This is a genomic window from Streptomyces spongiicola (assembly GCF_003122365.1).
GTDB lineage: Bacteria > Actinomycetota > Actinomycetes > Streptomycetales > Streptomycetaceae > Streptomyces > Streptomyces spongiicola.
Window position 1 is genome coordinate 5749299 of the sequence record NZ_CP029254.1, and the last position, 16201, is coordinate 5765499.

The window sequence follows — 16201 nt, forward strand, 5'->3', positions numbered from 1 at the left end:
AGTGCGGGCCCGCGGGCCCGGTGGGGTTGTAGGGGTGGGGGTCAGTGGCCGAGGTGGCGCAGGCAGTCCTCGAACGTGGCGTGCGTCGCGTCCGCCGGCCCGGCGCTCCGGTTGTACCAGGCCGTGTCGAGGCGCATCTCCTGCTGCTGGTGGCCGGCCCGGCAGCGCAGCCAGATCTGGTCGCGGGTGGAGAGGATGAGCCAGTCCCGGTACGCGCCGCACGCGGCGCAGGCGACCATCTCGCCGTCGAGGACGAGCGGCTGCGCCCAGGGCATCATGCGGCCGTCGAGCTGGTCGTGGCTGGGCACCCGTAGTTCCGGCGGAAGAAAGTCGTCCACCACGGCGGCTGGCTCGCTGTGATCCGGCTCGGCCGGCGCCCCTCCGACCCCTAGTGGGACCTGGTCCTGCAGCCGCGCCGACAGCTCGAAGAATCGGCGCTGCGCCTCGCTGGGCTCCTTAACCCGACGGCGTATCCGGTGAAACACCCTGACGTCCTCCCTTGCCTCTCCCTGCACGCGTCATGATCGTGCCCCCAAGCGAGGGGCGGCTTCAATTCACAAAGTCAACAGCCACGCACGAGGGGGTTACACGCCACCTGGCCGCTTGGACTCGGGGGTCGGCAGGCCGTCGTGATTCTGGAAGAGACGCCCTGGCTGGGAGAAGGGCGAGTCAGTCGGCCCGATGGCGTAAGCGATACCGTTCTTGTGGTAGTCGGTCTCGCCAAGCACCCAGAAGTACAGGTCGATGAGGGGGTCTCGCGGGACGAGTGCGAGGCCGGAACCGCCAATGCGTCCGTAGGCGTTGCGGCGGGCGAGCGGCTTGAGCAGCTCAACGAGCTCCAAGCCGTTGGGTAGACCGGCGATGGCGGCGGTGGTCGCGGCAGTCACGAGGTCGGCGAGCTGCAGGTGCGGGACGTGATCGGATGGGGCGGTCACGATGGGCATCACCACGCGGTCCGGCTTCACGTAGGCGGTGCCGACCGTGGTGAGGTCCAGCGCCTCCGACAGCCACTTCGCGTGGTCCTTGCTGCCGCCGCCAGGTACGTCGGCGATTACGACGCCACGCTCGTCAGTGGTCTGCAGCTCCCTTTCGATTCGCTCGTATAGGTAGCCCAGGATCGTCGTGGCCACCTCCTTCTTATCCCAATCTGCTCGGCCGCGGTCCCAGATCACCACGGCCGTACGGACGCCGCACTGCCCCGCAATCTCCAGCATTCGGCGGCGCGCGCCCTTCACTACTTCACCGCCGGAGTTCGCCAGCCAGCTACCTTTGAACGGCTTCCACTTGAACTCCTCGCCGTCCGGCATGCCGATCTCGGACCGGAGCTGGTCGATCGCGCGGCTGTACACCACCATCTGATCCTCCGGGAACATGACAGCGCCCACCGACACGAGCTCGCCGAGGTGGTCCCGACGAGGGCGCTCCTGCCCGCTGTCGTCGATGAAGATCAGTTGCACTCGTTCTCTCCCGTCCCTGGCCGAGCCGCATCGGCCTGCGTCGCCCTCTTGGCGCGGGCATTCGGCTCAGGAGCGTACGACGGGCCCTGGCGGAAGGGAGCCGCGGGCCCTCGCCGATCTCGACCGCCAGCTGCTCCGTTCTCCGGAGGGTTCAGCGTATGTTGCTCACTGCCTCTTGGCCGCGATGACGGCCAGGTGAGACGGGGCGGGATGCGGCTCGGCGCTTCGCCTTGCCCTGATCGGGGACTCGGGAGGCATCGGCAGGCAGATCGGCCAGCCGCCGCAGCCGCCAGACCAACACGTCACTTACCGAGTCCGCGGTGTCGAGTTCCCGGCGTCCTACGGCCTCGGACAGAAGAGCGACTGGGTCATTGCCAGCGGCTTCGGCGTCCGTGATGGTCGCGGCCAGTGCGTACCAGCCGGGCTCGGCGAGGATCTGCTCGGCCAGCCCGGGCAGCGCCTCGCGCAGCAGCACCGTCTGCCGCTGGAGCAGCGCCCGGTTCAGGCGCCGCCCCCGCTGGTAGAGCACGCCGAGAGGCTGGGCGGCAGCCTCCTGGTAAGCGGAGCGCAGGTGCTCGGCGGCCTGACGGGCGGCGGCGGCCTGCTGCGCGTGGCCCTTCCTCGCGTGCCAGTGCACGGCGGCGGTGATCAGGAAGAACAGCATGTCGATCGCCATCGCGGTGCTCGCACCGTCCTCGCCGCGCCCAAGGGCGGGGCCGCCGTGGACGAGGTCGCGGGCCGCCTGCCGCAGTGCCCGGTCGTGTCCGCGTACGGCGCGGACGTGGGAGCGCGAGGCCCGTTCGAAGGCCGTTGCGGCGTCTCGCAGTTCGCGGCGGGTGTGGGCGGCGGACGTCTTCGCCAGGGCGTCTAGGACTTCGCCGGCCGCGGCGATGTGGGCGGCGGCGACCGCGTCCTCGCCGTGTTCGACGACGAGCACGGCCTGCCACGCGGCCGACGCCGTCCTGCGGCGGGCAGCGGCCGGACTGCCTCGCCACGTACGGACTGCATCCTCCTGCCGGCGAGCGGGGTCCTTCTGGGCGCCGCCGGACCAGCGCTCCCGGATGCGAGGCAGTGAGAGGTCGGGGGCGAGGCGCGCGCCGGGGTAGAACACCGGCTCGCCGTCCTTGTTCCGGTCGTCGGGAAGGGCGACCTTGTACCCGAGGAGGTCCCCGGAGGGCGCGACGCGCTTGCGGATCAGGAGGCCAGCAACGGCGAGCCGGTCGAAGAACTCCTCCTCGCTCGTCGCGCCGGCCACCGCCCGGCGTACCGTCTCGCGCAGTTCTTCGCGGGCAGTGCGCTCGCGACCCTGGCGTTCGGCTTTGTGGCGCTCGGCGCTGGTGGGCCGTTGAGCAGCTGTGCCGTCGCCGGGGGCGACCTCGTGGAGTCCGAGTTCCCGCTCGATGAGCCGGGCTTCGGCCTGGGCACGCGCGCCGGAGCGGTAGTCGTCGGGGCGACGGCCGTCCTCTCGTACGAGGGTGGCGACGATGTGGATGTGGTCGTCCGCGTGCCGTACGGCGGCCCAGCGGCAACCGGGCTGTCCGTCGCCGGGATCGATGCCGGTGGCGGCGACGATGCGGCGGGCGATGTCGGCCCACTCCTCGTCGGACAGGATCCGGTCGCGCGGATCGGCGCGGACGGAGGTGTGCCACACGTGCTTGGCTGGACGGGCGTGCTCGGCGAGGGCCATCACGGGCTGGTCGAGGAGCTGCTGGAGGTTCTTGAGGGTGGCGTTCGGGTCGCGGCCGGGGTCGGGCGACATGCCGTCGAAGGAGGCCACGAGATGGGGGTCGGTGTGTTCCTCATGCTTGCCCGGGCCGTAGAGGTAGGCCAGGAGCCCGATGGTCCGGGAACCCGAGGAGTTGACGCTGGGGATCATGAGCCGCGGCGCTCGATCAGCCGTGCGGCGGCTTCGTGCGCGGTGTCGGCGGCACGCCGTACGGCGGCGACGGCCGCTTCGAGCTGGGGAGCGTCCGCACCGGAGTTGAGCGCCTTGACTGCCTGGTTGAGGTTGCTGCCGGCCCAGCCGAGCCGCCGCCGGCTCTCGAACAGGGCGGTGATCACTTCGCGCTCGTCGGCGATCTCGGCGCTGGTGCGGTCGAGGTCGCGGGCGGCGGCGAGCGCGGAACGGGCGAGGAACCCGGCGAGGGACAGGCTGCACCGGGCGGCGGCGGACTTGATCAGGGCGAACTCTTCTTCATTGAAACGTGTGTTGGGCTGGTGCAGACGCTTCTTCTCGGGCGGCTGGCGCGGACGCTGGCGGGCGCGAGCGGCGCGCTCTCGGCGGGCACGGCGATCGGTCTGCTTCTCCTCCTGCCCCGGCTTCGCCCCGCCCTCGGTCGAAGACGGAAGGACCTGCGCCCCCCGGTGCAGGTTCTCTCCCGCCCCCTCGGGGGCGGGTTCGGCGGAAGCTACGCTTCCGCCCCAACTTGCTCGCCCCGAGACCGAGTTGGAGCCGGGATCAGGTTCCGGGCTGGTGCCGTTCTTGGGCGCGTTCGTCATCGGGATTCGGGCCTCGTAGAGCGGGTGCGTTGCTGGATGGTTGCGGCCAGCGCGAGGACATCGGCTGGGCTGGCAAGGACGCGAACCGGTCTGTTGGGACGGTCCTGGACGAGCCACTGCCCGGTCGGCGTGAGGACGACGGCGTGGAGGAGTTGCCGGCGGACCAAGACGTCCGCCCAGGCACCGGCTTCGGCGGTGGTGGGCCCGGAAAAGCGAGGGGGACGAGGAATCATGGCGTACCTCCTAAGCGGGGCGGTGGCCCGGCGTGGAGCCGGGCCACCTTTACGGATACGGGCTTTGAGCTGGGATTTGCCGGTTCAGCCGCACTCGGGGCAGCGCCCGACGTGGCTGTTGAGCGCGCGAGCCATCCGCTGTTTCGCCGAGGCAGCCTGCTTCGCACTGGACTTCGCCGCCGGCCTGCCCGCATGCCGCTCGGAGTGAGCGAGCATGAATCCGATCTCGCGCTCGTACTCCGCGCGGACCGTCTTGAACTGGTGGCAGGTCTTCATCGGGCGGTGCTCCTCGTCGTCTTGATGTCCGCGTTCCGCAGCTCCTGGAGGACCAGGCCGAGTCGGTCGTTACCGACACCCGTCAGGCCCTGGCGGCGGATGATTTCGCGCAGCTGCACTCGGGTGATCGCGCCGTTGCCGTCCCGTTCGAGCAGAGCCGGCACATGGGGACGCACCTCACGGACAAGCTGGCGCTCGGATTCACCCAGCTCGCGTGCCTGGCGCTCCGTCTGCGAGCGGGACCGTGCACGCCGGTCCTTGTTCTTCGACCCGGTCGTCCTGGCCGGCTTCCGGCGAAGCGGGACCTTGTGACCTCGGTCCTGGGTGGTGTCGGTCCCGGACTGTGGGGCGGTCGGTCCTCGGTCCTGGGTGGTGTCGGTCCCGGACTGTGGGGCGGTCGGTCCTCGGTCCTGGGTGGTGTCGGTCCCGGACTGTGGGGCGGTCGGTCCTCGGTCCTGGGTGGTGTCGGTCCCGGACTGCGGGGTTGCCGGTCCCCGGCCCTCGGGGGTCGCGGTCCTCGTCTGCGCGATGCCCGGTCCCCGATGATCCGGGTCCTGAGCTGCTACTTCTCGCGTGCTGTGGCCGGTCCTCATGGCCGCTGCGTCCCGAGCTGCGGCTTCCGGTCCGGCGAGTTCGGTCCCTGGGACCGCACCGTCTTCAGAGGGCTTGGTCCCCGCGGGCGTTCCCGATTCGTCGCCCCCGGTCCTTACGCCGACCTCGGCTTCCGGGTCGGCCTTCTCGGGGACCGGTCCCCGAGGAGCCCTCGGTCCTCGGTCCCGGACCGGCTCGTCGGAACCGTCGGAAGTGGGGACGGGGACCGGCACAGTCGACGTCGGCTGTGCGGGGACCGTGGCCGTCGATGCGCTGCTGTGCGCCGGGGACCAGGGAGAGGGGAGCGGGACCGTGGCGAGCGCCAGCGCGTGTCGCCGGGCGGCGAGCTGGTCGAGCAGCTGCGCCCGCTGGAGAGGGTCGGTGCCGACCGAAGCCCTGCCGACCGCCTTTGACAGGCGTCGCGTCAGCCGCCGGCCGCGACGGCTCTGCTGCTGCTCGGGTGTGCGCTCGGCGAGGCGGGCGGCGAGGGTGACCGCACGGGCGGTGGCCCGGTCCCGGGTGATCTGCGCGGCGTCACGGTCCCGTGCGGCGATGCCCAGGCGGGACAGCAGCCGCTCGCGTGCCTCCCGGCCCAGGACGGCGAGCAGTCCGTTGGAGGCTGCACCCGGGGTGCGCAGGCGCAGCTCGATGCCCATGGCCAGGTGCCACAGCATCGCCGCCATGACCGGGCCGACGAAGGCGCGGACCGTGCCTCCGACGGGGCCACTCTCGGCATAGGCGGGGATCACCTGCACTGTGGTGATCACCCAGACCAGCGTGCCCGGCAGGCCGGGAGCGCCCTGGACGGCCAGATTCTGCCGTGCCATCAGCGCGGTGGCGAACAGGGCGAGTTCGGCGGCGGCGAACATGCCGGCACGCTCGGCGGTGCCGGCCATGTCGAGGTAGTCGGCCGCGAAGCGCCAGCTGGTGTCGGCGCTGTAGGCGGTGCAGCCCAGGGCGGCGACGGCGGCGACCTTGACCGCCGGGCCGCCGAGACGTTTCTGCGAGCGGGCCCCCCGGCGCCGGATGGCCCAGGCGGTCAGCACGAGCGCGAGGGCGGCGGGCACGACGGCGGCGAGGAGGAGAGGGAGGTCCGAGGTAGCACCGAAGGCGAGGACAGGGTGGGTCATGCTGCCTTTCCGAGAGGGGCGCGCGCCGGGGTCGACGCCGCCGGGCGGCCTGTCGGCTGCTGAGTGCCGGGAGCTGTGGGCGCGGTGGTGCCCTTGGCCTTGGAGGTCTTCTTCCGCTTCTTCTTGGAGCGGGGCACGCCGTAGTTGCGGTCGCGGTCGAAGACCTTGTTGGCCGCTTGCCGGAGCAGGTCGCGGGCGTGCTTGTGGCTGATCTGCAGGGCGGCGGCGAGCCGGTCGGGCTGCCAGCCCCGGACGTATGCGTGGTCGATGGCCACCTGCCGCTCGGCTTCCGTCAGGTGCACGTCGCGTCCCTGGAAGAAGGCGGTCACACGTCGGTAGTCCAGGCGCCGGTGCAGGTTGTCGTGCAGCGGGCGCCGCTCGGCTTCGGTGAGCCCGCCCCAGACGCCCTCCTTGAGGACGTTCTCCAGGGCGAAGTCCAGGCACGCGCGGCGTACGGGGCACCAGCCGCACAGCTCCTTCGCCTCCGCGATCTCCTCGTGATCCCGAGGGCCGGGGAAGAACACGGCGTTGGCGTCCTCGACGTCCATGCCGTGGCAGGCTCCGCGAACGTGCCAGCTGGTGTCTCCGATGCCGCGCAGGCCGGTGGCCGGCGCGTCATGGGTGGTGATGTGGCGCAAGGCGAGTCTCCGATGTGCTGCCACACCGGCCGGCTAGCGCAGTGCTCGGCGGGTGCGGCGTCGGGTGCCGGCTGCGGCGCGTGGGCGTGCGCCGCAGCCGGTGCGGGACGGTGAGGTTGCGGCGGTGCAGCGGACGGGATGCACGCGCCGGAGGCGCCGGTCAGGCCAGGGCGGGCTGCTGGGCCTGCTGGGCGGCGAGGTCCACACGGCCGGGGTGCGGGGTGGCGCGCGGCGTGATGGCGCGTACTCCGTCGTTGGGGCCGATCCGGCGGCGCCGGCATGGCTCGCCGACCGGGGCCAGGCACCACTCGCACCGCACGCTCAGTGCGTCAGGCAGCCCCTGCGCGACGGCGGCTTCGCGTGCTGCCCGGGCAGGCCGGAACGGTGCGAGAGCGGCTCGGGCGGCGGGTGGTATGCAGGAGCCGATCTGCTCCAGTCGAGCCTGCAGCCTCGGGTTGATCTCCTCCTGGCCGCTGGTGATGGCCCGGGCCTGTGCGGGTTGCGCTATGCCGTTGGCGACGGCGCGGCGGGTGCCGACCAGCTCGGCGGTCCAGGCGGCCTGGTCGTCCGGGTCCGCGGACGGTGTGGGGTCGGAGTGGAGGGCCAGGCGGTTGCGCCGGTAGCTCTCCCAGGGGCGGACCACGTCCGCGGGCTGGATCTGGTACGGCGAGGCGCGGTAGTGCTGGCGGACGGCGACGCGGGCGTCCCAGCCATGCGGGGTGGCCATCGGCACGTCACCGAGCAGCTCGTTCCACTGCGCGAGCTGGTCGCGGGCCTCGCCCTCGTCGGTGCGGATGCTGCGGGGGTCGAGCCTGCCGATGTAGGCCAGCAGGGCAGCGATTTCACGGCGGTCCACGGTCAGCCCTCCGTTCCGGTCGGCTCGTCCAGGGCGGCGAGAAGGGCAGCGGTGTGCTTCTCGGCCCGCGTCATGCCACCGGGCGCGGCGGAGTTCTGGCCGGGCACGGCGTAGAGGTTCGGGCGGCTGGGGGCGTGCTCCCGGGTGATCCAGGCTCGCCAGTCGGCCGCCCAGGCTTCCGCCGGCCTCGGAGCATGGCCTGCTCGATGTGCACGCCACTTCGCGTCGGCGGTCTGCAGGCCCTGCTCGCCGAGGCGGTCGAGGTGTCCCTGCTGGCGGGCCCAGGTGTGGGTGGCGGGGTCGACCTGCCACTCGGCAGCCGAGGTGACAGCAGCACCACCACTGCTGTACCTCCGGTTCAAATCAGGTTCACTACGGTTCTGTGTGCCGGTGGCCGGTACATCGCTGTGCCGGTGGCCGGTACGCCGCTGTGCCGGTTTCCGCCTGGGCCTGCCGGTTTCCGGTACTGCCGGTTTCCGGACCCTCGCGGGGGATTCCGGCACCTCACGCGGGCGGATTCCGTACCGCCGCAGGGCCGACAGCCGGAGCTTGGCAGGGCCGACGGGCTCGTCCGGCACCGCCGTGCCGCCCGCTTCCTCCCGCTGCTCGCGCAGCGCCTGGGCGACCGCTTCGGCGGCGAGCGGCAGGCGGTAGACCGTGCTGCGTTGCGGGCCCACCAGGTCGTCGAGCTGTTCCAGCTCGCCGGCGAGGACGAGGCGCTCGACGGCTTCGCGCACCGTGGAGACCGAGGCGTTCGTGCGCTTGGCCAGGCTGGACAGCGAGGCCCAGGAGATGCACTGCTCGTCGGCCACCCGGTCGGCGATCGACAGCAGGACCAGCCGTGCGGCCCCTCGGCTGGTGCTGTGCTCCCACACCCATTCGCGGGCTTCGCTGCTCATCGGCCGCTCCCGGCAAGCGGGCGGGCGGGGCGGCTCGCGGGGGCCAGGGTGGTGTTGTCCGGCTCGGGGGGCTGAGGCGCCGAGGCGGAGCTAGCTGCCGTGCAGGCCGGACGGTAGGGCCTTTTGCGCAGGGCGGAGCGCATGCAAGAATCTCCTTTGGTGTTGCCACGCTGAGACGCCCCGTGGAAGGGATCAGCGTGGTGATGGTGGCGATCTCCGCCCTTGCCGGGGCGGTACAGCCGTTAGGCGTCCGGCGTCCGGGAGTTGCAGCTCTCGGGCGCCGTCGCTGTGTCCTGGGGCCTATGAGGTCCGGAGGTTGTGCACGTCATTGCTCCTGTGCTCGTCCGTGCGGGCGCTCTGCCCGGCGGGGGACGACGAACATACGCACGGCTCCGCGTCAAGGTCCAGAGTTGGTTCTTAAACCCTGTAGAAGTCGCGTGAGCTGCTGCGACGGGGGTGGAGCGAGCATGGGCGAGTCCTAGCGCGTACGTAGGTCACGACGGCCGGGCAAGGAGCGCGTACCGCACCCTGCTGGCGTCGCAACACTTCAGTGAAGCTGTGATCGAAAACCTACGCCAGAGTGATCCCAGTCTGTCAACACTGAAGTGAAGCGTCTCGGTCTTTGGCCCTGGGAACTACACTGCAGTACAGTCCGGAGTCGGCGTCTAGATGAGAGGAGTCGGTGATGGTGGAGTCCAGCGGGCCGGCGGAGGCGCCCGGCGGCGCGGCCGACGCTCGGCGCTCATTCGCCGACAAGCTCAATCACCTATTCGAGACCAAGAAGAACCCGGAGACCGGCAAGCGCTACACCAACGCCGAGGTCGCCCGGGCGATCTCCGTGTCTGAGAGCGCGATCTCACAGCTGCGGACCGGCGCGAAGCCCAACCCCACCTACACGACGGTGGAACGACTTGCCGGCCACTTCCACGTCAAGGAGCAGTACTTCTTCTCGGACTATGACGCCGAGGAGGCCGAGAGGGTGCGTGCTTCCTTGGAACTCATCGAGGCCGTAGCCGACAGCGACGTGCGCGGCCTTGCGCTTAGAGCCAACGGCCTCTCGGCGGACAGCTTGCGGATGATCACGGATGTGATCAATCAGGCGCGACGGTGGGAAGGGCTCGACAAGCCCGGGCAGTGATGTGACCTCGCTCACTCGCTGGGCGGATTTGACTGGTATGCCGTGCATGGTCCTTCAAGATCGCCTTGGGCAACCATCAGGACGTATGTAAAGCTCCGCACGAACCACGCGGAATGGTGGGTTCCGGTTAGCGCAGGCCGGGTCAGCGCTCATTCGGGGGCTACAGCAAGGATCTCGTCCATGTTCAAGCGGCATTTCGCGCGCAGAGAGGCGCAGCTGAGGCGACTGTGTGAGGAGCAGTTGCGGGGGATCGAGATATCCGATCCCTACGCGGTGGATGAAATATGCCGGCAGCTCGCCATCAGGCGTGGCCGCCCCCTGCACCTCCACGAATTGCCTGAGACCGGAGGGGCCAACGCTCCCTGCGGAATGGTTCTCTCGTTCGACCACGGGGATTACGTCTTTCACGTCGCGGCTACCAGCGAGCGGCATCGTGCGCAAATCGTGCGCCACGAGCTAGCGCACCTGCTGCTCGGGCACGCCGGGAACAACGAGAGCGTCGTCACGTCTCTACTGGGAGTCCTCCCTGACGGGGTCGACCCCTCTGCCGTGCTCTCCGCTCTCGGCCGGACGAGCTACGACAGCGAGACCGAGTACGACGCCGAAATGGCCGCCTCCTGCCTGGGAGAACTCTTTCACGATCTTGCCCACTCGGGCCGGGAACGCGGTCGGTCCGGTGCCGTGGCGCGGCTCGACGACGCCCTGGTCCACCCACGGAGGAACCGCCGCTCATGAGCACATCCACCTTCATCGCCGGCGTCCTCTGGCTGGTGGCGCTGTGGCGACTGCCGTCCCTCCGGCACTCTCGCAAGCAGCGAAGCCTGGCGCTGACCCTGGTGGCTCTCGCGGCTGCCATGACGTTCGAGGTTCCGCAGGTCAAAGAGGCAGTCGATGCCGCCGTCGGCTCAGACGCCAGGCTGTCGCCGCTGCTGAAGCACCTGCTCGGCGTTACCTCGGCGGCATATCTGCTCGACTTCGTCATCGCAGTCGTTCGACCGCAGGGCCTGGCAAGTCGCACCCGGCTGGTGGCCGCCGGCGTGACGTTGCCCCTCATGCTCGCCTTCTACGCCCTGGCCAACTGGACGTCAGGAGGGCCCGTCAGGCTTGGGGAGGGCCGTGGCGCCCTCTTTCCCGTCCTCTACATGACGGTCTTCACGCTGTACATCGGCATCGCCATGGTCGTCGCTACATGGCTGTTCCTCGGCGGCGTACGTCACAGCCGGACTCTCCTGGGGAAGGCCGGCCTCGGATTTCTGGGCTTGGGAACCCTGCTCGGAAGCCTGTACGCCCTCCAGCGCATCGTCTTCGTGACGGTTCAGCTCGCCTCCGGCACCAGCTATCCAGCCTTGGAGAACCTTCTCTCCACAACGCTCAAGCAAGCCACCGTCCTGTCGGTCGCAGTCGGCGTCTGCTTGCCTCCTCTCTCCGTCGCCGTGGAATACGTCGCCGCGTGGAGCACCCTGCGGAAACTGCGTCCGCTCTGGGTGCAGCTCACGGAAGCAGCCCCGTATGTGGTGCTGGCGACATCTGTAGGCAGGTGGCGTGTCCGCTTCCGGCTGGAGCGGTGCGTCATCGAGATCGAGGATGCCTGCCTGGCGCTTCGCGAGTACGTGTCAGTCGACATGCACACAAAGGCCCGGAGATTCGTCCGTCAGGAAGGGGTCGCTGCGCAACTCTCTGACGCAGTGGCGGAAGCCTGCTGGTTGCGTGCAGCCGTCCAGAGCGCACGAAATGGGGAACGGCTGCGGGGAGTTGAATATCCACCCCTCGGCGTCACTGGCCGAGACAGAGCGAGCGAACTGTCATGGTTGCGCACCGTTGCCCGCGCGTACCTCTCCTCGCCAGTCGTTTCCGAGTTCGTCCGGCAAGAACATTCGTCCATTTCCCGCGAGCAGGGCGCTTCGGAAAGGATCTCCTCAAATGACAACTGATGTCCGCCCCAGCGAGTCGCGGCTGGCCCGCCGCATAACAGACTGGCTTGAGCCGAAGAACTGGATCATCGCTGTCACGCTGCTGGTCGGCTGGCACGCCGCACAATGGACAGGTGTTGCCTGGGGTGTGGTCGGCGCCCTCTTCGCGGCCGTCATCCCGATCACCTTCATCAAGTACGGCATTCGCAAGGGTCACTGGGGCGACAGACACGTCGGAGCGAAGCCAGCACGGCTAGTCGTGATGGCCGTCATCCTGCTCTCCGTAGCCACCGGCATCGTCCTGATGCTTGTCGCGGGGGCGCCGCGCACCATGGTTGCCCTCATCGTCTCGATGCTCGTGACGCTCGCGATTCTCACCGCGATCACCTTCGCCTGGAAGATCTCCGTCCACCAGGCCGTGTCCGCAGGTGCCTGCGCAATGCTCGTGCAGACCTACGGCCCGTGGATGGCCCTTGGCTTCCTGTTGGTCGTCGTCGTCGGCTGGTCCCGCGTCGAGCTGCGGGACCACACACGCAACCAAGTGATCGCAGGCACCATCCTCGGCACCATCGTGGCCGCAGCCGTCTTCCACCTGGCACGCTGATCCGAGGGAGGGGCGTGGTAGAGGGCGACAGCTACGCCTCTCAGGTATCTCACACCCGACTTCCGGGCCCCCGCATCCCCGAGCGCGGGGGGCCGGCAGGATCGGGTTTCAGTGCTCGTAGGACCAGGCCCGTCCGGTCTGCCGGTACTCGGTCACGGAGATGGGCTGCACTCCGGGGCGCATCCGGGCGGTGTACAGGTGGCCGTCGAGGTGGTCGATCTCGTGTTGGACCAGACGGGCGAGGCCGCGTTCGTAGTCAGTGGTCACGGTCGTCCCGTCGAGTGTCGTGGTCTCGACCGTGATCCGGAGGGGGCGAGGGACGAGGCCGCGTACGTCGAAGAAGCTCAGGCATCCCTCGTACTGGTCGTCGGTCTCCTGTGAGGCGGCGATGACCTGGGGGTTGAGCAGTACGATCGCGCCCGCTCCTGGCTCGGCGGGCTGGACGACGGCCGCGGCCCGGCCGATGCCGATCTGTGGGGCTGCAATGCCCATGCCCTTGGCGAACGTGTGGACGCCTGCGATGCGCTCCATGGAGGTGAACAGGCTCTCCACGGCTTGCTCGGCGGCCTCACGTTCGGCAGGGAGTGAGAAGGGGCGTGCTGGCTCGGCAAGGACGGAGGCGCCTTCCTGGACTACGCCGAGGTTGCGCATCTGCTCGCTGGGCTGCACCTCGTTCACGAGAACTCCTGTTGATTCGCGTCGTGTTCGCACGGCCAACCGCGGTTGCAGCGGACATACGACGGGGTGCGCCGCTCGGGGTGCCGGCCATGCAGGCCAGGCGTTAGCTCGGCAGCTATCGTGGCGTTGCCAGACATCCGCTGCGACTGTAGAAGCGTCCCGTATGGCCTGAGCCAGAGGGTCGGGGATGCTGCCTCGTCCGAGGCCGGCGGAGGCGACTGCAGTGGAGAGCGTTCTGAGCTCGTCCTGGCTCAGCCCTTCGCGGCACACAGGGTGGGCCAGGACGTCTCGGGCGATGTACCCGTCGGGATGCGTCGTCGCTTCGCTGGTGAGGCGGCGCATCATTTCGGCTTGTCGGGGCCCCGGGGAGAGGTCGAGCACAACTAGTCCTACACGAGAGCGGAAGACGGCAAGGTCGGGGGCCGAGTCGAGAGCCAGGTAGTGCTGCACCATCTTGTTGATCGGCTCGACTGGCTGCTCGTCGGCTGCCCTGTGGCAGAGGACGGCAAGGGCTGCCGCGACGGCGTGCTCCCATGGCTCCACCAGGGTGCTCTCGTGTAGGAACTTCAACGCATCGCTGGGCTGCTCGCCGAGGCAGCGGACGAGCACCTCGACTTGGCGCCCGTCGAAGAGGCGCTGTCCCACGCCCCGGTGTTGCCTACTGTGCGCCCGGGCGTAGTCCCATTCACCTGCTGCGACGAGGGCACGGGTTCCGTCGCCGAGGAGTACGGCCCACAGCCATTGGCATACCTGTTGATGGTCGGAAGCCGACTTCGTGAGGCGCTGGAAGGACGTGGCGCGGCCGTCGATGACCGCTTCCGACTTCGATCTGACTGCTCGGTTCAGGGAATCGAGCAGATGATACGCGCCAGTCCCGTCACCGTCGCGGATGCGCAGTCGGGCCAGGTTGACCAGGGGTTCCAGGGCGTACCGGGCGTCCTGCGCGCCCAAGGGCTGGGCGCGCAGGACGGCCTCGGCGTGACGCCAGCACAGAGAGCGTGCCAGGTCCGGCATGCCGCAGTCGCTCGCGATCAACGCCGCCTTGTTCAGGGCAACGGTCGCGGAGGTCACGTTGCCGTCGCGCTCGGCGGCGGCAGCGAGGTCGGTGATCTCGCGGACCCGTTCAGCAAGGGGCGGGCACGCTGGACGTGGACGGGCAACGAGCGGGAACCGCTTCGCTATCTGGCTGACGTCCATGTCACTGCCATTCGATGACGATGCGGTTCAGCGGGTTGTCGAAGGCGAAGCGGCCGGGCTTCGGGGCGAGCGGGGTCGCGTCGAGTGGTTGGATTTCGAACCCGACGTCGAGCGCCCGGAAGCCCTGGTTCCAGGTGCGGACCTGGTCCGCGACGTCCGAGGCGAGGGCTTCGGCGTCAGGGCCGTGGCCGATGACGCCGAACTCGTACAGGCTGGCGCCATTGGGGGCCTTCTTCGCGTAGGGGCGCCGGGTGAGGTAGGTGAGCGTGCCACCCTCGAAGACCGCGGTCGAGGACGGGTAGGGCGCGGTGACCAGGCCCTTCTCGATGGCCTCGTTGTTGGCGGGCATCCGGCTCAGGCCGTTCGGCATGGCGCAGGCGAGCCACAGCTCCAGGTACTCCGCCGATTCCGGGCCCCGGAAGGTGACGTCCGTCCACGCCTCGGCGCGCGGCTGGCGGAAGATGTCGCGCAGGGCGTCCGCGTCGACCTTCTGGTCTCCGTTGGTGACGAGCGTGACGGTGTTGTCGGTGTCCAGGGGAACGAAGACGCGCGGGTCGTCGGCGATGCCCCTGCGCAGCGGCATGAACGTGTTCATCTGGCTGCCGACGCTGCGCCAGGCTCCGTCCTGGTTCTCGAAGGCGATCGAGCGGGAGACGCTGCCGCGCAGGCGTAGTGGCGTGAGGAGTCGTCCGCCGGGGGCGAGCTGGTCGAGCCAGGCGTGCGGAACGCCGTGGGCGCCGACGGTGGCTTCGATCCGGTCGTACGGCGCGTTGGAGGCGTGGCCCACGGCTCCGTCTCCGAGGACCACTTCGACGTTGTGGATGCCGGCGGCGGCCAGCCCGCCGCGCGCTCCGTCCACGATGTCCTCGTCCACGTCGATCGTGGTGACGTGTCCCGTCTCGCCGACGAGGTAGCCGAGGAGTCCGGCGTTGAAGCCGGTGCCGGCCCCCAGCTCCAGGATCTTCTGGCCGGGCTGGACGTCGAGTTGTTCCAGCATCATGGCGACGATGTCGGGCTGGGAGGCGCAGCTGATGGAGCGGCCGGATCCGTCGAACTTCGTGTCCACGGGTGTGTTGCCGTACGCCTTTTCCAGGGGGGCGTTGGGGACGAAGAGGTGGCGGGGTACGGTCCGCATGGCCTCCTCCACCCGGGGCGTGCGCACGCACCCGGTCTCGACCAGGTGGTCGATCAGCTGGGCGCGCAGACGGTCTGCGGAGGGGGCTTCGATGGTGTCACTGTTCACCCCGTTGACCGTAGTGCTCGCCGTCCCCTCAGCTCGGGTGGACGCGGTGTTGTCGCTCGTTCCCATGACTACCTCTTTCGCGAGTGTTGACAAGGTGCGCTGGTCCTGGGCGGGGAGGCCCAGGCGGTTGAAGTGGAAGATGCCGTGGTGGGCGATCACGGCCCGCAACCCTCGTTCCAGGCGGCCCTGACGGTTGAGGTCTGCGAGCTGCTGGCCAAACCACTCGAACGTGGCTATCCACTCGGCCAGCGGCGCGAGTCGGCCCTGGGTGACGCTGCGGCTGGTGGTGCTGACGTCGACGGTCATCAACCGGTGGACAGCGGCCCGGTGACGTTGCGGACTGCAGACCTCGTCGCCGGGGCGCTCGGCCGCGATCCTCGCCCAGACGTCGCCCTGCTCGTACCAGTCGAGACCCGCCGCGCGCATCGCCACGCTGAGCAGGAGCACCGCCAGCTCGCGGCGGCCGAGCTGGGGACCGGTGACTGCCTGCTGGCGGGCCGCCTCCTCCAGCAGGTAACGGCTGTCGTAGTGGAACAGGGTGTGGGCGATCTTCATCGCGGCGGGGCCGCCGAAGGCTGTCTCTTCCGGCTCGTAGATGCCTCGCGTCCAGGAAGCGAGGACGCCGGCGTCGACCAGCTCGTCCAGGGCAGCGTCCAGGGCCTTCGCCGTGTCCGGGCCCGCGGCCCGGTATCGCAACCGCCACCAGGGGAACTTTCGCAGGAATGACCACTGGGCCAGTTCCGACTCCTGGGCGATCAGCACTGGGAGCAGATGCTCCACGGCGGTGGCCTCCGCGCGGCTCCAGTCGGTGAACCGGATGAGGCGTTGCGGCCATTCGTCCGCTGCCATGTT

General features: G+C 69.6%; 16 protein-coding genes. 5 read left to right on the forward strand and 11 right to left on the reverse strand.

What is annotated here, in order from left to right; genetic code table 11:
* Positions 1-41 precede the first annotated feature (41 nt).
* The 9 genes from DDQ41_RS25125 to DDQ41_RS25170 all read right to left on the reverse strand — a co-directional run bounded on the left by DDQ41_RS25125 (position 42) and on the right by DDQ41_RS25170 (position 8579).
* A complete protein-coding gene (locus tag DDQ41_RS25125; RefSeq protein ID WP_109297934.1) occupies positions 42-485 on the reverse strand; it encodes a hypothetical protein in 444 nt (147 codons plus the stop codon).
* A gap of 99 nt (positions 486-584) precedes the next feature.
* Entirely contained in the window at positions 585-1457 is an 873-nt protein-coding gene (locus tag DDQ41_RS25130; RefSeq protein WP_109296509.1) for a DUF3800 domain-containing protein, read from the reverse strand.
* A 151-nt stretch (positions 1458-1608) separates the two neighbouring features.
* Positions 1609-3333: a relaxase/mobilization nuclease domain-containing protein gene (locus tag DDQ41_RS25135; RefSeq protein WP_109296510.1), complete on the reverse strand. Its 1725-nt coding sequence runs from the start codon at positions 3331-3333 to the stop codon at positions 1609-1611.
* On the reverse strand, positions 3330-3956 hold the full coding sequence (locus tag DDQ41_RS32665) for a hypothetical protein (RefSeq protein WP_262508562.1): 627 nt from the start codon (positions 3954-3956) through the stop codon (positions 3330-3332). Before DDQ41_RS32665 ends, DDQ41_RS25135 begins: the two co-directional genes overlap by 4 nt.
* A gap of 317 nt (positions 3957-4273) precedes the next feature.
* The gene (locus DDQ41_RS25150; RefSeq protein WP_007491133.1) at positions 4274-4465 is read right to left on the reverse strand and encodes a hypothetical protein; all 192 of its coding nucleotides are present in this window, start codon (positions 4463-4465) and stop codon (positions 4274-4276) included.
* Positions 4462-6186 carry a hypothetical protein gene (locus DDQ41_RS25155; protein WP_109296512.1) on the reverse strand — a complete coding sequence of 575 codons (1725 nt, stop codon included), beginning with the start codon at positions 6184-6186 and terminating at the stop codon, positions 4462-4464. The genes DDQ41_RS25150 and DDQ41_RS25155 overlap by 4 nt, the downstream gene beginning before the upstream one ends.
* Positions 6183-6824 (reverse strand): WhiB family transcriptional regulator, encoded by a 642-nt coding sequence (locus DDQ41_RS25160; protein ID WP_109296513.1) that lies wholly within the window; start codon positions 6822-6824, stop codon positions 6183-6185. Before DDQ41_RS25160 ends, DDQ41_RS25155 begins: the two co-directional genes overlap by 4 nt.
* A gap of 160 nt (positions 6825-6984) precedes the next feature.
* Entirely contained in the window at positions 6985-7680 is a 696-nt protein-coding gene (locus tag DDQ41_RS25165; protein ID WP_054100443.1) for a zinc finger domain-containing protein, read from the reverse strand.
* 2 nt (positions 7681-7682) lie between these two features.
* Positions 7683-8579, reverse strand: a complete 897-nt coding sequence (locus tag DDQ41_RS25170; RefSeq protein ID WP_109296514.1) for a helix-turn-helix domain-containing protein — start codon at positions 8577-8579, stop codon at positions 7683-7685.
* Positions 8580-9264: 685 nt separating this feature from the next.
* Between DDQ41_RS25170 and DDQ41_RS25175 the strand changes: the two genes are divergently transcribed.
* The 4 genes from DDQ41_RS25175 to DDQ41_RS25190 all read left to right on the forward strand — a co-directional run bounded on the left by DDQ41_RS25175 (position 9265) and on the right by DDQ41_RS25190 (position 12231).
* On the forward strand, positions 9265-9717 hold the full coding sequence (locus DDQ41_RS25175) for a helix-turn-helix domain-containing protein (RefSeq protein ID WP_109296515.1): 453 nt from the start codon (positions 9265-9267) through the stop codon (positions 9715-9717).
* A 180-nt stretch (positions 9718-9897) separates the two neighbouring features.
* Positions 9898-10452: a secondary metabolite protein gene (locus DDQ41_RS25180; RefSeq protein WP_109296516.1), complete on the forward strand. Its 555-nt coding sequence runs from the start codon at positions 9898-9900 to the stop codon at positions 10450-10452.
* Positions 10449-11648, forward strand: coding sequence for an MAB_1171c family putative transporter (locus tag DDQ41_RS25185; RefSeq protein ID WP_109296517.1), 1200 nt, complete (start codon positions 10449-10451; stop codon positions 11646-11648). Before DDQ41_RS25180 ends, DDQ41_RS25185 begins: the two co-directional genes overlap by 4 nt.
* Entirely contained in the window at positions 11638-12231 is a 594-nt protein-coding gene (locus tag DDQ41_RS25190; protein ID WP_167450279.1) for a phosphatase PAP2 family protein, read from the forward strand. The genes DDQ41_RS25185 and DDQ41_RS25190 overlap by 11 nt, the downstream gene beginning before the upstream one ends.
* 108 nt (positions 12232-12339) lie before the next feature.
* On the opposite strand, the gene DDQ41_RS25195 is transcribed toward DDQ41_RS25190, so the two are convergent.
* A complete protein-coding gene (locus DDQ41_RS25195) occupies positions 12340-12909 on the reverse strand; it encodes a peptide deformylase (RefSeq protein ID WP_109297936.1) in 570 nt (189 codons plus the stop codon).
* 741 nt (positions 12910-13650) lie between these two features.
* On the opposite strand from DDQ41_RS25195, the gene DDQ41_RS31455 reads away from it, so the two are divergent.
* On the forward strand, positions 13651-14124 hold the full coding sequence (locus tag DDQ41_RS31455; protein WP_162602731.1) for a hypothetical protein: 474 nt from the start codon (positions 13651-13653) through the stop codon (positions 14122-14124).
* Here the strand turns inward: DDQ41_RS31455 and fxlM are convergent.
* Positions 14108-16198 carry a methyltransferase, FxLD system gene (gene fxlM, locus DDQ41_RS25205; protein WP_109296518.1) on the reverse strand — a complete coding sequence of 697 codons (2091 nt, stop codon included), beginning with the start codon at positions 16196-16198 and terminating at the stop codon, positions 14108-14110. The two genes, DDQ41_RS31455 and fxlM, sit on opposite strands and share 17 nt — an antisense overlap.
* Positions 16199-16201 lie beyond the last annotated feature (3 nt).

Excerpts from the sequence above, each read along its gene's own strand:
- DDQ41_RS25135 (WP_109296510.1), bottom strand. The coding sequence starts at position 3,333 with ATGATCCCCAGCGTCAACTCCTCGGGTTCCCGGACCATCGGGCTCCTG.
- DDQ41_RS32665 (WP_262508562.1), bottom strand. The coding sequence starts at position 3,956 with ATGACGAACGCGCCCAAGAACGGCACCAGCCCGGAACCTGATCCCGGC.
- DDQ41_RS25150 (WP_007491133.1), bottom strand. The coding sequence starts at position 4,465 with ATGAAGACCTGCCACCAGTTCAAGACGGTCCGCGCGGAGTACGAGCGC.
- DDQ41_RS25155 (WP_109296512.1), bottom strand. The coding sequence starts at position 6,186 with ATGACCCACCCTGTCCTCGCCTTCGGTGCTACCTCGGACCTCCCTCTC.
- DDQ41_RS25170 (WP_109296514.1), bottom strand. The coding sequence starts at position 8,579 with ATGAGCAGCGAAGCCCGCGAATGGGTGTGGGAGCACAGCACCAGCCGA.
- DDQ41_RS25175 (WP_109296515.1), top strand. The coding sequence starts at position 9,265 with ATGGTGGAGTCCAGCGGGCCGGCGGAGGCGCCCGGCGGCGCGGCCGAC.
- DDQ41_RS25180 (WP_109296516.1), top strand. The coding sequence starts at position 9,898 with ATGTTCAAGCGGCATTTCGCGCGCAGAGAGGCGCAGCTGAGGCGACTG.
- DDQ41_RS25185 (WP_109296517.1), top strand. The coding sequence starts at position 10,449 with ATGAGCACATCCACCTTCATCGCCGGCGTCCTCTGGCTGGTGGCGCTG.
- DDQ41_RS25190 (WP_167450279.1), top strand. The coding sequence starts at position 11,638 with ATGACAACTGATGTCCGCCCCAGCGAGTCGCGGCTGGCCCGCCGCATA.
- fxlM (WP_109296518.1), bottom strand. The coding sequence starts at position 16,198 with ATGGCAGCGGACGAATGGCCGCAACGCCTCATCCGGTTCACCGACTGG.